Consider the following 20,528-nt stretch of genomic DNA (forward strand, 5'->3'; position numbering starts at 1 on the left):
GGGAGAGATAGCGCTGCGACCAGGGATTTCAAGGCCTCGCGGCGACGTATTTTTGTGGCTTGTGGCATGGGGACTTCACTCTTGAAAGCCGGCACGGCATCCGCAATTGGGAGCCATGCGGCACGCGCTGTGCGCGCCGCGAAGTGTAGAGGAGTGATCCACCATGTTTTTCGCACCCGTCGTCCGCACCCGCGCCACCGCCCCCCTGCGTTCCTACGACCGCAGCTTCGAGCGTTTCGTCAATGACGCCTTCTTCGCCAGCCAGAACCCCGGCCTGCAGGTCGAACAGGACGAGAAGGGCTGGACGCTCTCGCTGGACATGCCCGGCGTGACCCGCGAGGCGCTGTCCATCAGCATCGACGGCCCCGTCGTGCGCATCGAGACCAAGGCCGACGCCCCCCGTCCGTACAAGGCCGCCTACGAGCTCTCGCAGGAGATCGACGCCGAGCAGAGCGGCGCCCGCCTGGAGAACGGCGTGCTGACCCTGACCCTGGCCCGCAAGGCCCCGGTCGTGACTGCACGCCAGATCGAGATCAAGTGATGGCAGGCCGGGGCATGGCCCCGGCAACGCCAGGCAGACAGGGGCATGGCCCCGGCAACGCCATGCAGGCCGGGGACATGCCCCGGCCTTTTTTTTTCAGAGACCCGCGCGTTCGCGCGGGCCCTCAGGCCGCCGGCGAAATCTCCTGCAGCGGCCAGCGCGGCTTGACGTCGAAGGCGTAGCGCGCGGCCGGGGCCTGCACCCCTGCCTGCATGCGCATCGCGGCCGCCATGGCGATCATGGCGCCGTTGTCGGTGCACAGGTGCAGCTCGGGGTAGTGCACGCGCACGCGCCGCCGCGCGCAGGCCGCGTCCAGCTGCGCGCGCAGCAGCGCATTGGCGCCGACGCCGCCCGCCACGACCACGCGCTGCAGCCCGGTCATGTCCAGCGCCGCCAGCGTCTTGCGCACCAGCACGTCCACGATCGCCGCCTGGGTGGAGGCCGCCAGGTCGGCCTTGCGGGCCTCCAGGCCCTCGCCCAGCTTCTTCGCCTGCACCAGCACGGCGGTCTTCAGCCCGGCGAAGGAGAAGTCCAGGTCGCCGCTGTGCAGCAGCGGCCGCGGCAGCTTGAACGCCGCCGGGTCGCCCTGCTGCGCCAGGCGCGACAGCGCCGGCCCGCCCGGGTAGCCCAGGCCCAGCAGCTTGGCCGACTTGTCGAAGGCCTCGCCCGCGGCGTCGTCGATGGTCTCGCCCAGCAGTTCGTAGCGGCCCACGCCCTCCACCCGCATGAGCTGGGTGTGGCCGCCGGACACCAGCAGGGCCAGGAAGGGGAACTGCGGCGGATCGCGGCTGAGGAAGGGCGACAGCAGGTGCCCTTCCAGGTGGTGGATGCCCAGCACCGGCCGGCCCAGCGCCGCGCCCAGCGCGCAGGCCACGCCGGCACCCACCAGCAGCGCGCCGGCGAGGCCGGGCCCGCGCGTGTAGGCCACCACGTCCAGGTCGGCCAGCCGGGCCCCGGCCTGGTCCATCACGGCCGTGGCCAGCGGAATGACGCGGCGGATGTGGTCGCGGCTGGCGAGCTCGGGCACCACGCCGCCATAGGCGCGGTGCATCTCGATCTGGCTGTGCAGCGCGTCGGCGCGCAGCACGGGCACGCCGGTCGCGGCCGCTTCGACCAGGGCCACGCCGGTCTCGTCGCAAGAGGATTCGATACCCAGGACACGCATCCCGCGAGTGTACGGGCCGCTCCCGCGCGGCTTGGGCGGCATGCTTGTTGCTCGCACAATCGGCACCATGAAGTCCGGACTCCAGTTCCTGCTTGCCGCGCGCCGCAGCGAGATCACCGAGCTCGAGCGGCTCTCGCGCAGCAGCGCGCTGGTGGGCGCCGTCGGCGCCCTGACCCATGCGGTGCAGCGTGAGCGCGGCATCACCAACGTCTTCCTGGCGTCGGGCGGTGAGCGCTTCGGCCCGCTGCGCCTGGAACAGATCGCCCAGACCGACGGGCTGCGCCAGCCGGTGCTGGACGCCTTCGAGGCCCTGGACAGCGGGCCCGACCACCACCCCAACGGCGCCCGCCTTTTCAACCGCATCGCCGGGGTCATGCACGAGCTGGACGGGCTGGCCGCGCTGCGGGCGCAGGTCGCCCAGCAGCGGATGACCCCGCGCGCGGCCACGGAGGCCTACAGCCGCCTGGTCGGCGGCCTGCTCGCCGTGGTCTTCGAGGCCGCCGACAGCGCGGGCGACCCGGCCATCGCGCGCGCCCTGGTGGCGCTCTTCAATTTCATGCAGGGCAAGGAGTTCGCCGGCCAGGAGCGCGCCCATGGCGCGGCGGTGTTCGCCAGCCTGCACATCGATGCGCCGCAGGTGGCGCGCTGGCGGCACCTGGTCGAGCTGCAGCAGCAGGCCTTCGACGTGTTCAGGGACTTCGCCGACCCGGCCCTGGCGAGCGTGGCGCAGGGCCAGCAGCCGCCGGGCAACGACGCCGAGGTGGAGCGCCTGCGCCACGTGGGCTGGACGCTGGGCCAGCTGGCCATGGACGAGGGCCTGGCCAGCCGGTGGTACGACGCCATGACGGCGCGCATCGACGCCATGCGCGCGACCGAGGAACTGCTGGCGAGCCATCTGCGCAGCCTGTGCGCGCACAAGATCGAGGAAGCCCGCGCCCTGCTGCAGGATGAAGCGGCGCTCCTGGCCGGCAGCGCGGCCGCCCCCGGGGCCGGCGACCTGCCCGCCCGGCTCGCGCCGCAGCTGGAGCGATCGGTGCTGGCGCTGGTGCAGGAGCAGTCGCAGCGGCTGCAGGCCATGGGCGAGGAACTGGAGGCGGTGCGGGCCACGCTCAACGAGCGCAAGCTGATCGAGCGCGCCAAGGGCGTGCTCATGGCGCACCGCCAGCTGTCCGAGGAAGATGCCTACAAGCTCATGCGCCAGATGGCGATGAACCAGAAGCGGCGCATCGGCGACGTGGCCGAGGCCCTGCTGTCCATGGCTGAGGTGCTGCCCGGCAAGCCGCGCTGAATTTTCGTGCGGCGGCGCACAAAAACCGTGCCGGGCCCGGCCGCCGCTGGCCGTCCATCCCCCAAATGCGTGCGGCCCTGCGCGCCAGGCCCCCGAAAACGGGCCCACGGCGCTGGCACGGTCCGTGCAATACCTCGCCCATAGGGCCAGGCGCCAACGGCGGCGCCGCGGAATACCGCAGGCCTTCACGGACAACGGCGTCCACCCGATGCACACGGCTCCTGCGAGCCCGTGCAGGCATGGGTGGACGCCGTTTCTCGTTTCCGGGCAACTTGGAGTCAGCAAGCATGGACAACAGCAAGCGCGTTCCCCCCTCCACCGCGGCACTGTCGCGACGATCGGTCCTGCAGGGCGCGGCCGTGCTCGGCGCCGCAACGGTCGCCGGCCTGGCGCCGCTGCGGGCCCGGGCCCAGGGCAGCGCCCCGGAGACCCGCGCGGCCAAGCTGGGCTTCATCGCCCTCACCGACGCCGCGCCCCTGTTCGTGGCCGACGAGAAGGGCCTGTTCAAGAAGCACGGGATGACCGAGGTCGAGGTGCTCAAGCAGTCCTCCTGGGGCGCCACGCGCGACAACCTGGTGCTGGGCAGCAGATCGGGCGGCATCGACGGCGCGCACATCCTCACGCCCATGCCCTACCTGATCACCACGGGCGCCGTGACGGCCAACAACCAGCCGGTGCCCATGAGCATCCTGGCGCGGCTGAACCTGGGCGGCCAGGGCATCTCGGTGGCCAACGAGTACAAGGACCTGAAGGTCGGCCTGGACAACAAGGCCTTCGGCAAGGCCCTGCTCGCCAAGCGCCTGAAGACGGGCAAGTCCGTGAATGCCGCCATGACCTTCCCCGGTGGCACGCACGACCTGTGGCTGCGCTACTGGATGGCGGCCGGCGGCGTGGACCCCAACCGCGACATCAACACCATCGTGGTGCCGCCGCCGCAGATGGTGGCCAACATGAAGGTGGGAAGCATGGATGCGCTCTGCGTGGGCGAACCCTGGAACCTGCAGCTGGTGCACCAGAAGGTCGGCTACTGCGCCCTCACCACGGGCGAGATCTGGATGAACCATCCGGAGAAGGCCTTCGCCATGCGCACGGACTGGGTGCAGGCGAACCCCAACGCGGCCAAGGCACTGCTCAAGGCCGTGATGGAGGCGCAGATGTATTGCGAAGAGCCGAAGAACCGCGCCGAGGTGGCCGAGATCTGCGCCCGGCGGCGCTGGATCAATGCCCCGGTGGAGGACATCGCCGACCGCATCAAGGGCGACTTCGACTACGGCAACGGCCGGGTGGTGACCAACAGCCCGTTCCAGATGCGCTTCTGGCGGGACAACGCGAGCTACCCCTTCCAGAGCCACGACCTGTGGTTCCTGACGGAGAACATCCGCTGGGGCTACCTGCCGCCCAACCTGGACACCAAGGCCCTGATCGCCAAGGTCAACCGCGAGGACCTGTGGCGTGTCGCCGCCAAGGAGCTGGGCGTCGCCGACAAGGACATCCCCAAGTCCACCTCGCGCGGGGTGGAGAAGTTCTTCGACGGCAAGGTCTTCGACCCGGCCAACCCGAAGAAGTACCTGGACAGCCTCGCCATCAAGGCCCTCAAGGGCGCCACTGCCTGAGGACGCCGCCATGACCCCCACCGTCGAAACCCTTCCCGTGGCCGCACCGGCCCGACCCGGCGCGCTGCGCACCACCCTGGCCTCCGCCGGCCGCGCCTTCATGACGCACGTGCTGCCGCCGCTGCTGGTGATCGGCTTCCTGCTGCTGGTCTGGCAGATGCTGGGCTCGCGGCCCGGCGCCGCCCTGCCCTCGCCCAGCAAGGTGGTGCAGGACTGCTGGGAATTGATCATCCACCCCTGGTACGACCACGGTGGCAACGACGTGGGCATCGCCTGGCAGCTGCTGGCGAGCCTCAAGCGCGTCGCCTGGGGCTACTCCATCGCGGTGGTGGTGGGCGTCGGCCTGGGCGTTCTCGTCGGCCAGTCGACCTGGGCGCTGCGCGGGCTGGACCCGCTGTTCCAGGTGCTGCGCACCGTGCCGCCGCTGGCCTGGCTGCCGATCTCGCTGGCCGGCTTTCGCGACGGCCATCCCTCGGCGATCTTCGTCATCTTCATCACCTCGGTCTGGCCGATCATCATCAACACCTCGATCGGCATCCGCAACATCCCCAGCGACTACCGCAACGTGGCGCAGGTGATCCAGCTCTCGGGCTTCGAGTACTTCCGCAAGATCATGCTGCCCGCCGCCGCGCCCTTCATCTTCTCGGGCCTGCGCATCGGCGTGGGCTTGTCCTGGCTGGCCATCATCGCGGCCGAGATGCTGATCGGCGGGGTCGGCATCGGCTTCTTCATCTGGGACGCCTGGAACTCCTCGCGCATCAGCGACATCATCCTCGCCCTCGTCTACGTCGGGCTGGTGGGCTACGCGCTGGACCGTGTCGTCGCCTGGATCGCCGTCAAGGTCACCCGCGGCACTGCAGCGAGTTAAGGCCCACCCCCGAAGCGCCTGCGGCGCTTCCCCCTCAAGGGGGCGTCACCAGCGGCCCGGCAAAGCCGGTTCCGCGGTGACCCTGGACAAGAAAGGACTACCTGATGACCAACGCTTATCTACAGCTCTCCCAGGTCGACATGACCTTCCAGTCCGCGCGCGGCGAGAACCCGGTGCTGCGGGGCATCGACCTGTCCGTGGCGCGGGGCGAATACATCTCGCTGATCGGCCATTCGGGCTGCGGCAAGTCCACCGTGCTCAACATCGTCGCAGGGCTGCTGCGCGCCACCTCGGGCGGGGTGATCGTGGACGGACGCGAGGTCAACGCGCCCGGGCCGGACCGCGCGGTGGTGTTCCAGAACCACTCGCTGCTCCCCTGGCTCACCGTCTACCAGAACGTCGAGCTGGCGGTGGACAAGGTGTTCCGCGCCACCCGCAGCGCGGCCGAACGCCGTGAATGGATCCTGCACAACCTCGCCATGGTCAACATGTCGCATGCGCTGGACCGGCTGCCTTCGGAAATCTCCGGCGGCATGAAGCAGCGGGTGGGCATTGCCCGCGCCCTGGCGATGGAGCCCAAGGTGCTGCTGCTGGACGAGCCCTTCGGCGCCCTGGACGCCCTGACCCGCGCCCACCTGCAGGACGAGGTGATCCGCATCCAGGCCGAGCTGGGCAGCACGGTGATGATGATCACGCACGACGTGGACGAGGCGGTGCTGATGTCGGACCGCGTGGTGATGATGACCAACGGCCCGGCAGCGACCATCGGCCAGGTCATGGACGTGCCGCTGCCGCGCCCGCGCAACCGCATCGCGCTGGCCGAGGACAAGACCTACAACCACTGCCGCCAGGAGATCCTGAGTTTCCTGTACGAGAAGCAGCGCAAGGTCGAACCGCTGGCGGCGCGCAACAGTGCCGGCCCGCGGACCGAGAAGATCGCCGCCTGATCCGGAGCCGCACCATGGAAAGCAAACCGCGTCTGGTGATGGTGGGCAACGGCATGGCCGGCGTCCGCACCCTGGAAGAGCTGCTCAAGGTCGCCCCCGGCCTGTACGACATCACGGTGTTCGGCGCCGAGCCGCACCCGAACTACAACCGCATCCTGCTCTCGCCCGTGCTGGCCGGCGAGCAGACGCTGGACGAGATCGTGCTCAACCCGCTGGACTGGTACCACGAGAACGGCATCCACCTCGAACTGGGGAAGAAGGTGGTGCAGGTCGACCGGGTGCGCCGCATCGTGCGCGCCGAGGACGGCACCGAGGCGCCCTACGACCGGCTGCTGCTGGCGACCGGCTCCACCCCCTTCATGCTGCCGGTGCCGGGCAAGGACCTGCCGGGCGTGCTGGCCTACCGCGACATCGCCGACACCCAGGCCATGATCGAGGCCGCGGCGAAGTACCGCAAGGCCGTGGTCATCGGCGGCGGCCTGCTGGGCCTGGAGGCGGCGAACGGCCTGATGAAGCGCGGCATGGACGTGACCGTGGTGCACGTGATGCCCTGGCTGATGGAGCGCCAGCTGGACGGCGACGCCGCCCGGCTGCTGCAACAGTCGCTGCAGGCGCGCGGCCTGCGCTTCCTGATCGGGGCGCAGACCGAGGCCCTGGTTGCCGGCCCCGAAGGCCGCGTGGCGGCGGTGAAGTTCAAGGACGGCCAGGCCCTGGAGGCCGACCTGGTGGTGATGGCCGTGGGCATACGGCCCAACACCGCCCTGGCCCAGCAAGCCCGGCTGCACGTGAACCGCGGCATCGTGGTGCACGACACCCTGCAGACCGTGACCGACGCGCGCATCTGGGCCGTGGGCGAATGCGCCGCGCACCGGGGCGTGGCCTACGGCCTGGTGGCGCCGCTCTTCGAGCAGGCCAAGGTCGCGGCCAACCACCTGGCGCAGTTCGGCATCGGCCGCTACGCGGGCTCGCTCACCTCCACCAAGCTCAAGGTCACCGGCATCGACCTGTTCTCCGCCGGCGACTTCATGGGCGGCGAGGGCTGCGAGGAAATCGTGATGAGCGACCCGGGCGGCGGCGTCTACAAGAAGCTGGTGCTCAAGGACGACAAGCTGGTGGGCGCCTGCCTGTACGGCGACACGGTGGACGGCAGCTGGTACTTCAAGCTGCTGCGCGAGGGCCGCAGCGTGGCCGAGATCCGCGACCGGCTGATGTTCGGCGAATCCAACCTGGGCGATGCCGGCCACCAGGGCCACGACCGCGCCGCCGCCATGGCGGACGCGGACGAGGTCTGCGGCTGCAACGGCGTCACCAAGGGCACCATTTGCAAGGCGATCAAGGAGAAGGGCCTGTTCACCCTGGAGGAGGTGCGCAAGTGCACCAAGGCCAGTGCCTCCTGCGGGTCCTGCACCGGCCTGGTCGAGCAGATCCTGATGGCCACGGCGGGCGGCGACTATTCCGCGGCGCCGCGCCACAAGGCGATGTGCGGCTGCACCGAGCACGGGCACCAGGCCGTGCGCGACGCGATCCGCGACCACCACCTGCTGACCATCCCCGACACCCTGCGCTTCCTGGAGTGGCGCACGCCCGACGGCTGCACCAGCTGCCGCCCGGCGATCAACTACTACCTGCTCTCGACCTGGCCCAAGGAGGCGCAGGACGACCCGCAGAGCCGCTACATCAACGAGCGCAGCCACGCCAACATCCAGAAGGACGGCAGCTACTCCGTGATTCCGCGCATGTGGGGCGGCGAAACCACGGCGGCCGAGCTGCGGCGCATCGCCGACGTGGTGGACAAGTACAAGATCCCCACGGTGAAGGTCACCGGCGGCCAGCGCATCGACCTGCTGGGCGTGCGCAAGGAGGACCTGCCCGCCGTCTGGCAGGAGATCGGCATGCCCTCGGGCCACGCCTACGCCAAGGCGCTGCGCACGGTCAAGACCTGCGTGGGCAGCGAGTGGTGCCGCTTCGGCACCCAGGACTCCACGCAGATGGGCAAGGACCTGGAGCGCGCGCTGTGGCGCATGTACGCGCCACACAAGGTCAAGCTCGCCGTCTCGGGCTGCCCGCGCAACTGCGCCGAGTCGGGCATCAAGGACGTGGGCGTGATCGGGGTCGATTCCGGCTGGGAGATCCACGTCGGCGGCAACGGCGGCATCAAGACCGAGGTGGCACAGTTCCTGTGCAAGCTGAAGACGGCCGAGGAGGTGCTGGAGTACGCCGGCGCCTTCCTGCAGCTCTACCGCGAGGAAGGCTGGTACCTGGAGCGCACCGTGCACTACATCGCCCGCGTCGGCCTGGACCATGTCAAGAAGCGCGTGCTGGAAGACGCGGAGGGCCGCCGCGCGCTGTGGGCGCGCCTGCAGTTCAGCCTGGACGGCGAGCCCGACCCCTGGTTCGAGCACGGCAAGGCCGCCGTGGACACGCGGCAGTTCCAGGCCCTGCACGTGCAGGAGCAGCCCGCATGAAGCGCGACGGCTGGACCCGCGTGTGCCGGGTGGAGGACATCCCCGTGCTGGGCGCGCGCCGCGTCGCCCGGCCGCAGGGGATCGCGGTGGCGGTGTTCCGCAACCGCGAGGACGAGGTCTTCGCGCTGCTGGACCGCTGCCCGCACAAGGGGGGCCCGCTCTCGCAGGGCATCGTTTTCGGCCGCAGCGTGGCCTGCCCGCTGCACAACTGGACCATCGCCCTGGACGACGGCTGCGCCCGCGCGCCCGACGAGGGCTGCGCGGTGAAGTTCGCCTGCCGCGTGGACGGGGGCGAGGTGTTCCTGGATCCGGCGGAACTCGCCAGCCTGGCGATCGACCTGGAAGCGCCCCGGGCCGGGCCGCGCAAGTGAGCAGGGCCAGCCCCATGCGCCCGGCCGTTCCCGTACGCCCCAGCGAGACCCGCTCGACCTGCCCCTACTGCGGGGTGGGCTGCGGCGTCATCATCGAATCCGCGGACGGACAGGTGACCGGCGTGCGCGGCGACCCGGCGCACCCGGCCAACTTCGGGCGGCTGTGCACCAAGGGCTCCACGCTGCACCTCACGGCCTCGCCCGCGATCGCACGGCAGGCGCGGCTGCTCACGCCCATGCTGCGCGACGAACGCGGCATGGCGCCGCGCGCCATCGGCTGGGACGCGGCCCTGGACCAGGCCGCCGACCGGCTGCACCGCATCGCCCGCGAGCACGGGCCGGACGCGATCGGCTTCTACGTCTCCGGCCAGCTGCTGACGGAGGACTACTACGTCTTCAACAAGCTGGCCAAGGGCCTGCTGGGCACCAACAACATCGACACCAACTCGCGCCTGTGCATGAGCAGCGCGGTGGCCGGCTACAAGCTCACGCTGGGCGCCGACGCGCCGCCGGCCTGCTACGAGGACATCGACCAGGCCGACTGCCTGTTCATCGCCGGCAGCAACGCGGCCTGGGCGCACCCCATCCTGTACCGCCGCATCGAGCAAGCGCGGCAGGCGCGGCCCCACATGAAGCTCATCGTGGCCGACCCCCGCCGCACCGAGACCGCCGAGGGCGCCGACCTGCACCTGCCGCTGTTGCCCGGCAGCGACGTGATGCTGTTCCACGGCCTGTTGCACATCATGTTGTGGGAGGGCTGGACCGACGCGGCCTGGATCGCGGCCCACACCGAGGGCTTCGAGGCGCTCAAGGCCGTGGTGCGCGAGTGCACGCCCGAGCGCGTGGCCCAGGCCTGCGGCCTGCGCAAGGAAGACCTCTTCACCGCGGCGCGCTGGTTCGCGACCGCCCAGGCGACGCTGAGCCTGTACTGCCAGGGCCTGAACCAGTCCAGCAGCGGCACGGCCAAGAACGCCGCGCTGATCAACCTGCACCTGGCGACCGGGCAGATCGGCCGGCCCGGCGCGGGCCCCTTATCGCTGACCGGGCAGCCCAACGCCATGGGTGGGCGCGAGGTCGGCGGCCTGGCCAACCTGCTCTCGGCCCACCGCGACCTGGCCAACCCGGCGCACCGGGCCGAGGTGGCCGCCCTGTGGGGCCTGCCCTCGGTGCCGGCCACGCCCGGCAAGACCGCCGTGGAGATGTTCCAGGCCGCAGCCGACGGCGAGATCCGCGCGCTCTGGATCGCCTGCACCAACCCGGCCCAGTCCATGCCGGACCAGGCCACGGTGCGCCGCGCCCTGGCACGGGCCGAGTTCGTGGTGGTGCAGGAGGCTTTCGCCACCACCGCCACCTGCGAGGCGGCCGACCTGCTGCTGCCCGCCACGACCTGGGGCGAGAAGAACGGCACGGTGACGAACAGCGAGCGCCGCATCAGCCGGGTCCGCCCGGCCGTGCCCGCGCCCGGCGAAGCGCGCGACGACTGGCGCATCGTGGTGGACCTGGGGCGCCGGCTCGAGTCGCGCATGGGCCGCACGCCCGATCGCAGCCTCTTTCCCTACGACACGCCCGAAGCGGTGTGGAACGAGCACCGCGAATCCACCCGTGGCCGCGACCTGGACATCACTGGCCTCAGCTACGCCCTGCTGGAGCAGGCGCCGCAGCAGTGGCCCTACCCGCCGGGCGCGGCGCAAGGGCGTGCGCGCCTGTACGAGGACGGTGTCTTCCCCACGGCCAGCGGGCGCGCGCGCTTCGCGGCGGTGCAGCCCCAGCCGCTGGCCGAACCCCGCAATTCCCGCTTCCCCTTCTCGCTCACCACCGGCCGCCTCCGCGACCAGTGGCACGGCATGAGCCGCACCGGCACCCTGGGCCGGCTGTTCGGCCAGGTCGCCGAACCCTGCATCGAGATGCATCCCTGGGACATGGAGCGCCAGGGGATCGCAGCGGGCGAGCTGGTGCAGGTCACGAGCAAGCGCGGCAGCATCGTGCTGCCGGCCCAGCCGAGCCCGGCGCAGCCGGCGGCGCAGGCCTTCATCGCCATGCACTGGGGCAGCGAATTCCTGACCGGGGTGTCGGCCGGCGGCGAGGTGCTCGCCGGCGTGAACGCGCTCACCACCTCGGCCTTCTGCCCCGACTCCCGGCAGCCGGAACTCAAGCATGCCGCCGTGCGCATCGAGAAGGCGGCCCTGCCCTGGACCCTGCTCGCGCTGGCCTGGCTGCCCGACGACACGGCCCTGGCCGTTCGCACGCAGCTGCAGGCGCTGATGCGGCAGTTCCGCTTTGCGGCCTGCGTGCCCTTCGGCCGCGAGCGCAGCGGCGTGCTGCTGCGCGCCGCCGCCGACGCGCCGGCCGAACGCGCGCTGCTGGACCGCATCGAGGCGCTGCTGGACCTGGCCGGGCCGCAGGGCCTGCGCTACGACGACCCGCGCCGCGGCCAGCGCCGCGTCGTCCGGCTCGCCCGCTCGGGCGAGGAAGCCCGGGTGGAGGGCGTGCTGATGGCGGGCGACACGCGGGCCGAAGCCTGGCTGCGGCCCCTGCTGGAGCAGCAGCTGCCGGCGCAGGCCTACGGCCGCATGCTGCTGGCGCCGGGCGCCACGCCGGCGCTGCCGGTGCCCCGGGCCGGCCCGCAGGTGTGCACCTGCTTCGACGTGGGCGAGGCGGCGATCACGGCGCAGCTGGCCCGCTGCGCGGGCAGCGAGACGCAGCGCCTGGCCCAGCTGCAGGGCACGCTGAAGTGCGGCACGAACTGCGGCTCCTGCCTGCCCGCCCTGCAGCGCCTGGTGCGCCAGGTGCCGCCGCTGCGCCAGGCCGCATGAGGGCGGGCGCCGCGATTGAGCTTATAGCCAGGAGTCATCAGGGCTCTGGGACAATCGGCGGCATGGGCATCAGCCAGTACCTCAAGGAGATCGGCCGCGGCAAGCAGGGCGCGCGGCCGCTGGACCGCGCCCAGGCGGCGGACCTGTTCGGCCAGGTGCTGGACGGCAGCGCGGGCGACCTGGAGGTCGGCGCCTTCTGCATCGCGATGCGTATCAAGGGCGAGACCACCGAGGAGATGGCGGGCTTCCTGGACGCCACGGCGGCGCGCCTGCGCCGCGTGCCGGTGGCCGCGACCGCGGTGGTGCTGCCCAGCTATAACGGCGCCCGGCGCCTGCCCGTGCTCACGCCGCTGCTGGCGCTGCTGCTGGCGCGCGAAGGCGTGCCGGTGGTGATGCACGGCACCGCCACCGAGGAGGGCCGGGTGGGCGTGCCCCAGGTGCTGGAGGCGCTGGGCCGGCCCGCGCTCACGGCGCTGCGGCCGGTCGCGGCCGGCGAGACGGTGTTCGTGCCCACCGAGCTGCTGTGCCCCGGCCTCAAGCGCCTGCTGGACGTGCGCCGCGCCGTCGGGCTGCGCAACTCCGCGCACAGCCTGGTCAAGCTCATGAACCCCTGCGACCGCGCGGCCGTGGTGGTGGGCAGCTACACCCACCCCGAGTACGCGGTCTCCATGGGCGAGGTCTTCGAACGCATGGGCAGCACCGCGCTGCTGATCCGCGGCACCGAGGGCGAGGCCGTGGCGGACGCGCGGCGCCTGCCGCAGATGACCGGCTTCGTGCGCGGCGCACGCGTGGTGCTGGAAGAGGGCCAGAAGGGCACGGTGCCGGCCACGGCGGTGCTGCCCCAGGGCACCGACCCGGCGACCACGGCCGCCTTCATCGGCGAGGTGCTGGACGGCACCCGGCCGGTGCCCGCCTCGCTCGCGCTGCAGGTGGAACACATCTTGCGGCTGGTGCGTCAGGCATGAACGACAGGGAACACACGCGCATGGAATCACAGGGCAGATGCACCTTGGTGGGCGCCGGGCCGGGCGACCCGGAACTGCTGACGCTGAAGGCCGTGCGCGCCATCGAGGCCGCCACCGTGTTGCTGGTGGACGACCTGGTCAACCCCGAGATCGTGAAGCTGGCCTCGCCGCGGGCGCGCATCGTGCACGTGGGCAAGCGTGGCGGCTGCAAGAGCACCCCGCAGGCCTTCATCGAGAAGCTGATGGTCATGGCCGCGCACGAGGGCGAGAACGTGGTCCGCCTCAAGGGTGGCGACCCCTTCATCTTCGGCCGCGGCGGCGAGGAGGTCGAGCACCTGCGGGCGCAGGGCATCGCGGTGGAGGTGGTCAACGGCATCACCGCCGGGCTGGCCGCCGTCACCTCGCTGGGCGTGCCGCTCACCCACCGCGACCACGCGCACGGCGTGGTGTTCGTCACCGGCCACGCGCAGCCGGGTGCGGAGGGCGCCGACTGGCGGGCCCTGGGCGCGGCGGTGCGCGACGCGCGCCTCACGCTGGTCGTCTACATGGGCGTGAAGGGCGCGGCGCAGATCCAGCAGCAGCTGCTGGAGGCGCTGCCTGCGCACACCCCGGCCGCCGTGGTGCAGCGGGCCTCGCTGCCGCAGCAGCGGCATGCGCTGACCACGCTGGGCGAGCTGCAGGCGACCATTGCCGCCCAGGGGCTGGGCAGCCCGTCGGTGATCGTGGTCGGCGACGTGCTGCGGGGCGTGGCCCTGGCGGGCCAGGCCCTGCCCCGGGCGCGCGCCGCCTGAACGGGCCGGCCGAGCGCGGGCCCTACACTCCCGGCCCATGCAGCATTTCGACACCGTCGTCATCGGCGCCGGCGCCGCCGGGCTCTTCTGCGCCGGCATCGCGGGCCAGCTCGGCCTTTCCGTGCTGGTGGTCGACCATGCGGCCAAGGTGGCCGAGAAGATCCGCATTTCCGGCGGCGGGCGCTGCAACTTCACCAACCGCGAGCTGGACCCGCGGGCGCCGCACCGGCACTTCCTGGGCGAGAACCCGCAGTTCTGCCGCTCCGCGCTCTCGCGCTACACCGCCCAGGACTTCATCGCCCTGGTGCAGCGCCACGGCATCCCCTTCCACGAGAAGCACAAGGGCCAGCTCTTCGGCGACCGCTCGTCGGAGGATTTCATCCGCATGCTGCTGGCGGAGTGCGAGGCCGGCGGCGTCACGCGCTGGCAGCCCTGCGCGGTGCGGGAGGTCGGCGGCGTCGAGGGCCCCGGGCCGGCCCGCTTCCGGGTGGCCACGGACCGTGGCGAGGTCACGGCCCGGCACGTGGTGGTGGCCACCGGCGGCCTGTCCATCCCGCAGATCGGCGCCACGGATTTCGGCTGGCGGCTGGCGCGCCAGTTCGGCCTGCCCGTGGTCGAGCCGCGCCCGGCCCTGGTGCCCCTGACCTTCGACGGCGAGGGCTGGAAGCCGTACGCGCAGCTGGCCGGCCTGGCCCTGCCGGTGCGCATCGCCACCGGCACGAAGAAGGCCCGCACGGTGTTCGACGAGGACCTGCTCTTCACCCACCGCGGCCTGTCCGGTCCGGCGGTGCTGCAGATTTCCAGCTACTGGGCGCCGGGGCAGCCCATCCGCATGGACCTGGTGCCCGGCGTGGAGGTGGCGCAGGCGCTGGCGGACGCCAAGGCCGCCGGTGCGCGCAAGCAGGTCGCCAACCTGCTCGCGCAATGGATGCCCACCCGCCTGGCCGACGCCTGGGCGGGCCGGGACCCCGGGCTGCAGCGGCCGGTCGTGGAATGCGCAGACAAGGCGCTGTCGGCCCTGGCGGGAACCCTGGCCGACTGGGAGATCACCCCCACGGGCACCGAGGGCTGGCGCAAGGCCGAGGTGACGGCCGGCGGGGTGGCGACCTCCGCCCTGTCCCAGCAGACCCTGGAATCCCGGGTGGCCGGGCTGTATTTCATCGGCGAGACCGTGGACATCACCGGCTGGCTGGGGGGCTACAACTTCCAGTGGGCCTGGTCCAGCGGCTATGCCTGCGCCCAGGCCATGGCGGCCTGACGGGGCCGTCGCGCCCTGGGCCTCCCGGCGCTGCTGGGGCCGCCGGCCCGCGGCCTTGCCCACGGCCCGGAAAGGGCTATAATCGCAGGCTTTGCTGGCAAACCCCAACGGCCTGATCACCTTGAGTTGGGGACCCCGCGCACATGGCGGGCGGACTGATCTTACCGCCCACCCTCTGTCGCACACATTGGATCCATTGGCTGATGACGACCATTCGCGTGAAGGAAAACGAGCCGTTTGACGTGGCCCTGCGCCGCTTCAAGCGCACCATCGAGAAGCTGGGTCTTCTCACCGAACTGCGCGCCCGCGAGTTCTACGAGAAGCCCACCGCCGAGCGCAAGCGCAAGAAGGCGGCTGCCGTGAAGCGCCACTACAAGCGCGTTCGCAGCATGCAGCTCCCGAAGAAGCTCTACTGACCTTCTTTGCCAGCGGCCCCGTGCCGCCGGCCACCAAGCCTGCCTGGGGACGCTCAAGCAGGCTTTTTGCTTTTTTGCCCCCGCACAAGGAACGACCATGAGCCTCAAGGAACGCATCACCGAAGACATGAAGGCCGCCATGCGCGCCAAGGACAGCGAGCGCCTGGGCACCATCCGCCTGCTCACGGCGGCGATGAAGCAGAAGGAAGTGGACGAGCGCGTCGAGCTGGACGACGTGGCCGTGGTCGGCATCGTCGACAAGATGCTCAAGCAGCGCAAGGACAGCATCGAGGCCTTCGAGAAGGCCGGCCGCCAGGACCTGGCCGACAAGGAGAAGGCCGAAGTGACGGTGCTGCAGGCCTACCTGCCGGCACGCCTGTCGGCCGAGGAGGTCGCGGCCGCCGTCAAGGCCATCGTGGCCGAGACCGGCGCCAGCGGGCCGGCCGACATGGGCAAGGTGATGGGCGCCGCCAAGGCGAAGCTGGCGGGCAAGGCCGACATGGGCCAGGTCTCGGCGGCGGTGAAGGCCGCGCTGGCGGGCTGAGGGCCCAGGGCACAGGGCGGCGCTGGCGGGCCGGGGCCCCCAGCCGCCTCAGCTGCCCGCGACCTTCATCCGGTTCACCAGCACCGAGCCGGTGGTCTTGGCGCCGTAGTTGTAGGTGTCGGCGCCTACCGCCTCGATGCCCTGGAGCATGTCGCCCAGGTTGCCGGCGATGGTGATCTCTTCCACCGGGTAGGCGATCCTGCCGTTCTCGACCCAGAAGCCGCTCGCGCCGCGCGAATAGTCGCCGGTCACGTAGTTCACGCCCTGCCCCATCAGCTCGATGACGAACAGGCCCGTGCCCAGCTTGCGCAGCATGGCGTCCAGGTCGTCGCCCGGCTTCGTCAGGCGCGAGGCCAGGGTCAGGTTGTGCGAGCCGCCGGCGTTGCCGGTGGTCTTCATGCCCAGCTTGCGCGCCGAGTAGCTGCTGAGGAAGTAGCCCTCCACCCGGCCCGCGTCCACCACCTTGCGCGCCACGGTGCGCACGCCCTCGTCGTCGAAGGCGGCACTGCCCTTGCCGCGCCGCAGGTGCGGGTCTTCCAGCACGTCGATGTGGGGCGCGAACACCTGCTTGCCCAGGGAATCGACCAGGAAGCTGCTGCGCCGGTACAGCGAGCCGCCGCTGGTGGCCTGCACGAAGGCGCCGAGCAGGCCGGCCGCCAGCGGGGATTCGAACAGCACCGGGCACTCGCGGGTGCTGATCTTGCGCGAGCCCAGCCGCGACAGCGCCCGCTCGGCGGCGTAGCGGCCCACCGACTCCGGCGAGGCCAGCTCGCCGGCGTTGCGCATGGAGCTGTACCAGGCGTCGCGCTGCATCGCGTCGCCCTTTCCGGCGATGGGCGCGACCGAGATCGAATGGCGCGAGCTGGCGTAGCCGCCACGGAAGCCCCGCGTGTGGGCGCTGAAGAAATGGCTCTGCTGGGCCGAGACGCCCGCGCCTTCGCTGTTGGTGATGCGCTTGTCGGTCGCGAAGGCCGCGGCCTCGCACTCGAGCGCGAGCTGGGTGGCCTCTTCGCTGTCCAGATCCCAGGGGTGGAACAGGTCCAGGTCGGGCTGCTCGCCGGCCTGGGCGATGTCCCCGGCCTCCGGCAGGCCGGCCACGGGGTCGGCGGCGGTGAAGCGGGCGATGTCGTAGGCGGCCTGCACCGTGCGCTCGATCGCCTCGCGCGAGAAGTCCGAGGTGCTGGCGTTGCCGCGCCGCTGGCCGACATAGACCGTGACGCCCAGCGATTTGTCGCGGTTGCGCTCCACGTTCTCCAGCTCACCCTTGCGCACCGACACCGACAGGCCGCAGCCTTCCGAGGCCTCGGCGCCCGCGTCGGTGGCGCCCAGCTTCTTCGCATGGGCGAGCGCGGCGTCCACGAGTTCTTCGAAGGTCTGGCGGCTGTAGCTGAAGCCGTGCGCGGCGCGGGAGTCGGGTGTATTCATGGCGGGGCTATGATACTTGCCGCCCGGCTCCCGGGCAGGCTGTCCGCTTCCCCTACCCCATGCCACGCAAACCCACAAAAGGCTACTTCGTCCGCGGCCAGTTCGTCGCCGAGGGCAGCGAGCTCGACCTGCAGCTCAAGGCCGAGCTGAAATTCGAGCGCGAGAGCAGCAAGACCGAGCTCAAGCGCGAGAGCGAGGAGCTGCAGCAGCTCGGCAGTGCGCTGATCGACCTGCGCGCCGACCTGTTCGCGGGCCTGCCGCTGTCCGAGAAGCTGGTCGATGCGCTGGCCGAGGCACGCCGCATCACCAACTTCGAGGGCAAGCGGCGCCAGATGCAGTACGTGGGCAAGCTGATGCGCCAGCTCGACGAGGACACGCTGGCCGCCGTGCGCGAGGCCCTGGAGGTGCAGCGCAAGGGCTCGGCCGCCGACGCGCAGGCCCTGCACGAGGCCGAGCGCTGGCGCGACGCCCTGGTGGCGCGCGACGAGGCGCTGCAGGAGTGGCTGGCCGCCTGGCCGGAGACCGACGTGCAGCAGTTGCGCGCCCTGATCCGCCAGGCCCGCAAGGACGGCCAGGCCTCGCAGGAGCAGGTTTCCAAGGGCCTGGCGCCGCGCCACGGCCGCGCCTTCCGCGAGATCTTCCAGCTGGTCAAGCAGGCGCTGACCCACGGCCCCGACATCGTGGCCCACGACGACCCCGACTCCGAGATCCACCATGAGCGCGAGTGAATTCGACCCCGTCACCATCGGCATCGTCTCCATCAGCGACCGCGCGTCCAGCGGCGTGTACGAGGACAAGGGCCTGCCTGCCCTGCAGGACTGGCTCACACGCGCGCTGAAGAACCCGCTGCGCTTCGAGCCGCGCCTGATCCCCGACGAGAAGGACGGCATCAGCCGCGCCCTGGTGGACCTGGTGGACGCGGGCTGCGCCCTGGTGCTGACCACGGGCGGCACCGGGCCGGCCCCGCGCGACGTCACGCCCGAGGCCACGCTGGCCGTCGCCGACAAGGAGATGCCCGGCTTCGGCGAACAGATGCGCCAGATCAGCCTGCGCTTCGTGCCCACGGCCATCCTGTCGCGCCAGGTGGCGGTGATCCGCGGCCGGACGCTGATCATCAACCTGCCCGGCCAGCCGAAATCCATCCAGGAGACCCTGGAAGGCCTGAAGGATGCGCAGGGCCAGCAGGTCGTGCCCGGCATCTTCGCGGCGGTGCCCTACTGCATCGACCTGATCGGCGGGCCCTACCTCGAGACCGACGACACGGTGTGCAAGGCCTTCCGGCCCAAGAGCGCGATCCGCGCGCCGCGTACGGCCTGAGGCCCCGCGCCCGTCAGCGCCGGGGCGGGCGTCCCCGCGCGGCCTCGGTCATGGCCTTGGCCACCCCGCGCAGGATGTGGATCTCCTCCGGCGTGAGCCGCGCGCGGTTGAACATCTGGTTCAGGCGCGGCATCAGCTTCTTGGGCGCGGCCGGGTCCAGGAAGCCCAGGTCCACCAGCGCGCCCTCCCAGTGCGCGAGCATGCCGGCCACGGCCTGCGCATCGGCCAGTGCGCCCTCGTGGGCGGCGGGCTGCACCGCGTAACCGCCCAGCGCCTGCCGCCACTCGTAGGCGATCACCTGGATCGCCGCCGCCAGGTTCAGCGAGCCGTAGGCCGGGTTGGCCGGGATGGAGAGTGCCACGTGGCAGCGGTACACGTCCTCGTTGGCCATGCCGAAGCGCTCGGGCCCGAACAGGAAGGCCACGCCCTGGGCGGACCGCGCCAGCCCGGGCAGGTGCTCGCGCGGCGCCGCCGTGGGCGGGCCGAAGTCGCGCGGCGTCATGGCCGTGGCACACAGCGTGTCCACGCCGTCCAGGGCCTCGTCCAGGCTGGCGACGATGCGCGCCTTCGCCAGCACGTCCTCGGCGCCGCTCGCGCGCTGCAGCGCCTCCTCGCGCTGCAGCACGTCGGGCCAGCGGGGCTGCACCAGCACCAGGTCGTCGAAGCCCATGACCTTCATCGCGCGCGCCGCGGCGCCCACGTTGCCGGCATGGCTGGTCTGGATGAGGACGAAGCGTGTTTTCATCAACGGTTACAGCGAAAGCCCGGCCGGGTAAAATCGGGCTATTGTCGCCGTCCGCATCGCCGGGCGGTCCCGTCCCGCTCTTCCCCACAATCCATGTCCTCCCCGAACCTGCATCCCATGCTCAACGTGGCCGTCAAGGCCGCACGCGCCGCCGGCGCCATCATCAACCGCGCCGCCCTGGACGTGGAAGCCGTGCGCGTGTCGCAGAAGCAGGTGAACGACTTCGTCACCGAAGTCGACCACGCCAGCGAGGCAGCCGTCATCGAGACGCTGCTGGGCGCCTACCCGGACCACGCGATCTGGGCCGAGGAATCGGGGAAGACACACGGCCGCCAGGGTTCGGACCACGTCTGGATCATCGACCCGCTGGACGGCACCACCAACTTCATCCACGGCTTCCCGGTCTACTGCGTGAGCATCGCGCTGATGGTGCGCGGCAAGATCGAGCAGGCCGTCATCTACGACCCGACCCGCAACGACCTGTTCACGGCCACCAAGGGCCGCGGCGCCTACATGAACGAGCGCCGCATGCGCGTGTCCAAGCGCACCGACCTGCGCCAGTCGCTGATCTCCACCGGCTTCCCGTTCCGGCCCGGCGACAACTTCAACAACTACCTGCGCATGATGTCCGACGTGATGACGCGCACGGCCGGCCTGCGCCGTCCCGGCGCCGCCGCCCTGGACCTGGCCTACGTCGCGGCCGGCTTCTGCGACGGCTTCTTCGAGACCGGGCTCTCGCCCTGGGACGTGGCCGCCGGCTCGCTGCTGGTGACCGAGGCCGGCGGGCTGGTGGGCAACTTCACCGGCGAGCCCGAGTTCCTGGAGCAGAAGGAGTGCGTGGCCGGCAACCCGCGCATCTACGGCCAGCTGGTCAACATCCTGGGCCGCTACAGCAAGTTCGCCAGCGCCGGTGACAAGGCCGCGCTGCGCCAGTCGCCCAAGCTGGTGGAGCCCGACGCCGGCATCGCGCCCGACGCCGAGGGCGACGAGTAAGCC

At 71.3% G+C, this 20,528-nt stretch carries 19 protein-coding genes; 16 read left to right on the forward strand and 3 right to left on the reverse strand.

Annotated features, from left to right (window positions below; translation table 11 throughout):
* Positions 1-163: 163 nt before the first annotated feature.
* Entirely contained in the window at positions 164-541 is a 378-nt protein-coding gene (locus tag IM725_RS00005) for an Hsp20/alpha crystallin family protein (protein WP_193778502.1), read from the forward strand.
* Between the two features lie 124 nt (positions 542-665).
* Here IM725_RS00005 and tsaD read toward each other — a convergent pair whose 3' ends face one another.
* The gene (gene tsaD / locus IM725_RS00010; RefSeq protein ID WP_193778503.1) at positions 666-1,706 is read right to left on the reverse strand and encodes a tRNA (adenosine(37)-N6)-threonylcarbamoyltransferase complex transferase subunit TsaD; all 1,041 of its coding nucleotides are present in this window, start codon (positions 1,704-1,706) and stop codon (positions 666-668) included.
* 67 nt (positions 1,707-1,773) lie between these two features.
* Here tsaD and IM725_RS00015 point away from each other — a divergent pair, with 67 nt between their 5' ends.
* From IM725_RS00015 to IM725_RS00070, 12 genes are all read left to right on the forward strand, one after another.
* Positions 1,774-2,994, forward strand: a complete 1,221-nt coding sequence (locus IM725_RS00015; protein WP_193778504.1) for a nitrate regulatory protein — start codon at positions 1,774-1,776, stop codon at positions 2,992-2,994.
* Positions 2,995-3,281: 287 nt separating this feature from the next.
* Positions 3,282-4,607, forward strand: a complete 1,326-nt coding sequence (locus IM725_RS00020; protein ID WP_193778505.1) for a CmpA/NrtA family ABC transporter substrate-binding protein — start codon at positions 3,282-3,284, stop codon at positions 4,605-4,607.
* Positions 4,608-4,617: 10 nt separating this feature from the next.
* The gene (ntrB, locus tag IM725_RS00025; protein WP_193778506.1) at positions 4,618-5,475 is read left to right on the forward strand and encodes a nitrate ABC transporter permease; all 858 of its coding nucleotides are present in this window, start codon (positions 4,618-4,620) and stop codon (positions 5,473-5,475) included.
* 104 nt (positions 5,476-5,579) lie between these two features.
* Positions 5,580-6,422: an ABC transporter ATP-binding protein gene (locus IM725_RS00030; protein WP_193778507.1), complete on the forward strand. Its 843-nt coding sequence runs from the start codon at positions 5,580-5,582 to the stop codon at positions 6,420-6,422.
* Between the two features lie 14 nt (positions 6,423-6,436).
* The gene (gene nirB / locus IM725_RS00035) at positions 6,437-8,887 is read left to right on the forward strand and encodes a nitrite reductase large subunit NirB (RefSeq protein ID WP_193778508.1); all 2,451 of its coding nucleotides are present in this window, start codon (positions 6,437-6,439) and stop codon (positions 8,885-8,887) included.
* Positions 8,884-9,258, forward strand: a complete 375-nt coding sequence (gene nirD, locus IM725_RS00040) for a nitrite reductase small subunit NirD (RefSeq protein WP_193778509.1) — start codon at positions 8,884-8,886, stop codon at positions 9,256-9,258. Before nirB ends, nirD begins: the two co-directional genes overlap by 4 nt.
* A 14-nt stretch (positions 9,259-9,272) precedes the next feature.
* Positions 9,273-12,071: a nitrate reductase gene (locus tag IM725_RS00045; protein WP_193778510.1), complete on the forward strand. Its 2,799-nt coding sequence runs from the start codon at positions 9,273-9,275 to the stop codon at positions 12,069-12,071.
* 62 nt (positions 12,072-12,133) lie between these two features.
* A complete protein-coding gene (ybiB, locus tag IM725_RS00050) occupies positions 12,134-13,036 on the forward strand; it encodes a DNA-binding protein YbiB (RefSeq protein ID WP_193778511.1) in 903 nt (300 codons plus the stop codon).
* Complete coding sequence (cobA, locus tag IM725_RS00055; RefSeq protein ID WP_193778512.1) at positions 13,033-13,827, forward strand: uroporphyrinogen-III C-methyltransferase; 795 nt, start codon at positions 13,033-13,035, stop codon at positions 13,825-13,827. The genes ybiB and cobA overlap by 4 nt, the downstream gene beginning before the upstream one ends.
* A gap of 37 nt (positions 13,828-13,864) precedes the next feature.
* The gene (locus IM725_RS00060; RefSeq protein ID WP_193778513.1) at positions 13,865-15,085 is read left to right on the forward strand and encodes a BaiN/RdsA family NAD(P)/FAD-dependent oxidoreductase; all 1,221 of its coding nucleotides are present in this window, start codon (positions 13,865-13,867) and stop codon (positions 15,083-15,085) included.
* A 203-nt stretch (positions 15,086-15,288) separates the two neighbouring features.
* A complete protein-coding gene (gene rpsU, locus IM725_RS00065) occupies positions 15,289-15,501 on the forward strand; it encodes a 30S ribosomal protein S21 (RefSeq protein ID WP_012346814.1) in 213 nt (70 codons plus the stop codon).
* A 97-nt stretch (positions 15,502-15,598) separates the two neighbouring features.
* Entirely contained in the window at positions 15,599-16,045 is a 447-nt protein-coding gene (locus IM725_RS00070) for a GatB/YqeY domain-containing protein (protein ID WP_193778514.1), read from the forward strand.
* A gap of 48 nt (positions 16,046-16,093) precedes the next feature.
* On the opposite strand, the gene pmbA is transcribed toward IM725_RS00070, so the two are convergent.
* Positions 16,094-17,470, reverse strand: coding sequence for a metalloprotease PmbA (gene pmbA, locus IM725_RS00075; protein ID WP_193778515.1), 1,377 nt, complete (start codon positions 17,468-17,470; stop codon positions 16,094-16,096).
* A gap of 59 nt (positions 17,471-17,529) precedes the next feature.
* On the opposite strand from pmbA, the gene yjgA reads away from it, so the two are divergent.
* Both yjgA and mog read left to right on the forward strand, forming a co-directional pair.
* Positions 17,530-18,198, forward strand: a complete 669-nt coding sequence (yjgA, locus tag IM725_RS00080; RefSeq protein WP_193778516.1) for a ribosome biogenesis factor YjgA — start codon at positions 17,530-17,532, stop codon at positions 18,196-18,198.
* On the forward strand, positions 18,185-18,787 hold the full coding sequence (mog, locus tag IM725_RS00085; protein ID WP_193778517.1) for a molybdopterin adenylyltransferase: 603 nt from the start codon (positions 18,185-18,187) through the stop codon (positions 18,785-18,787). The genes yjgA and mog overlap by 14 nt, the downstream gene beginning before the upstream one ends.
* A 13-nt stretch (positions 18,788-18,800) precedes the next feature.
* Here mog and IM725_RS00090 read toward each other — a convergent pair whose 3' ends face one another.
* Complete coding sequence (locus IM725_RS00090) at positions 18,801-19,532, reverse strand: RNA methyltransferase (protein WP_193778518.1); 732 nt, start codon at positions 19,530-19,532, stop codon at positions 18,801-18,803.
* A 93-nt stretch (positions 19,533-19,625) separates the two neighbouring features.
* Here IM725_RS00090 and IM725_RS00095 point away from each other — a divergent pair, with 93 nt between their 5' ends.
* Positions 19,626-20,525, forward strand: coding sequence for an inositol monophosphatase family protein (locus IM725_RS00095; protein ID WP_193778519.1), 900 nt, complete (start codon positions 19,626-19,628; stop codon positions 20,523-20,525).
* Positions 20,526-20,528: the final 3 nt, after the last annotated feature.

The organism is Ramlibacter aquaticus, from assembly GCF_015159745.1.
In the GTDB taxonomy this organism is placed as follows: Bacteria; Pseudomonadota; Gammaproteobacteria; order Burkholderiales; family Burkholderiaceae_C; genus Ramlibacter; species Ramlibacter aquaticus.

Bases quoted from the DNA above. Each gene is read 5' to 3' on its own strand.
- IM725_RS00030 (WP_193778507.1), top strand. From the start codon at position 5,580: ATGACCAACGCTTATCTACAGCTCTCCCAGGTCGACATGACCTTCCAG.
- IM725_RS00020 (WP_193778505.1), top strand. From the start codon at position 3,282: ATGGACAACAGCAAGCGCGTTCCCCCCTCCACCGCGGCACTGTCGCGA.
- yjgA (WP_193778516.1), top strand. From the start codon at position 17,530: ATGCCACGCAAACCCACAAAAGGCTACTTCGTCCGCGGCCAGTTCGTC.
- IM725_RS00095 (WP_193778519.1), top strand. From the start codon at position 19,626: ATGTCCTCCCCGAACCTGCATCCCATGCTCAACGTGGCCGTCAAGGCC.
- rpsU (WP_012346814.1), top strand. From the start codon at position 15,289: ATGACGACCATTCGCGTGAAGGAAAACGAGCCGTTTGACGTGGCCCTG.
- mog (WP_193778517.1), top strand. From the start codon at position 18,185: ATGAGCGCGAGTGAATTCGACCCCGTCACCATCGGCATCGTCTCCATC.
- nirB (WP_193778508.1), top strand. From the start codon at position 6,437: ATGGAAAGCAAACCGCGTCTGGTGATGGTGGGCAACGGCATGGCCGGC.
- IM725_RS00045 (WP_193778510.1), top strand. From the start codon at position 9,273: ATGCGCCCGGCCGTTCCCGTACGCCCCAGCGAGACCCGCTCGACCTGC.
- ybiB (WP_193778511.1), top strand. From the start codon at position 12,134: ATGGGCATCAGCCAGTACCTCAAGGAGATCGGCCGCGGCAAGCAGGGC.
- pmbA (WP_193778515.1), bottom strand. From the start codon at position 17,470: ATGAATACACCCGACTCCCGCGCCGCGCACGGCTTCAGCTACAGCCGC.
- IM725_RS00070 (WP_193778514.1), top strand. From the start codon at position 15,599: ATGAGCCTCAAGGAACGCATCACCGAAGACATGAAGGCCGCCATGCGC.
- ntrB (WP_193778506.1), top strand. From the start codon at position 4,618: ATGACCCCCACCGTCGAAACCCTTCCCGTGGCCGCACCGGCCCGACCC.
- tsaD (WP_193778503.1), bottom strand. From the start codon at position 1,706: ATGCGTGTCCTGGGTATCGAATCCTCTTGCGACGAGACCGGCGTGGCC.
- IM725_RS00060 (WP_193778513.1), top strand. From the start codon at position 13,865: ATGCAGCATTTCGACACCGTCGTCATCGGCGCCGGCGCCGCCGGGCTC.
- nirD (WP_193778509.1), top strand. From the start codon at position 8,884: ATGAAGCGCGACGGCTGGACCCGCGTGTGCCGGGTGGAGGACATCCCC.
- IM725_RS00090 (WP_193778518.1), bottom strand. From the start codon at position 19,532: ATGAAAACACGCTTCGTCCTCATCCAGACCAGCCATGCCGGCAACGTG.
- IM725_RS00015 (WP_193778504.1), top strand. From the start codon at position 1,774: ATGAAGTCCGGACTCCAGTTCCTGCTTGCCGCGCGCCGCAGCGAGATC.
- IM725_RS00005 (WP_193778502.1), top strand. From the start codon at position 164: ATGTTTTTCGCACCCGTCGTCCGCACCCGCGCCACCGCCCCCCTGCGT.
- cobA (WP_193778512.1), top strand. From the start codon at position 13,033: ATGAACGACAGGGAACACACGCGCATGGAATCACAGGGCAGATGCACC.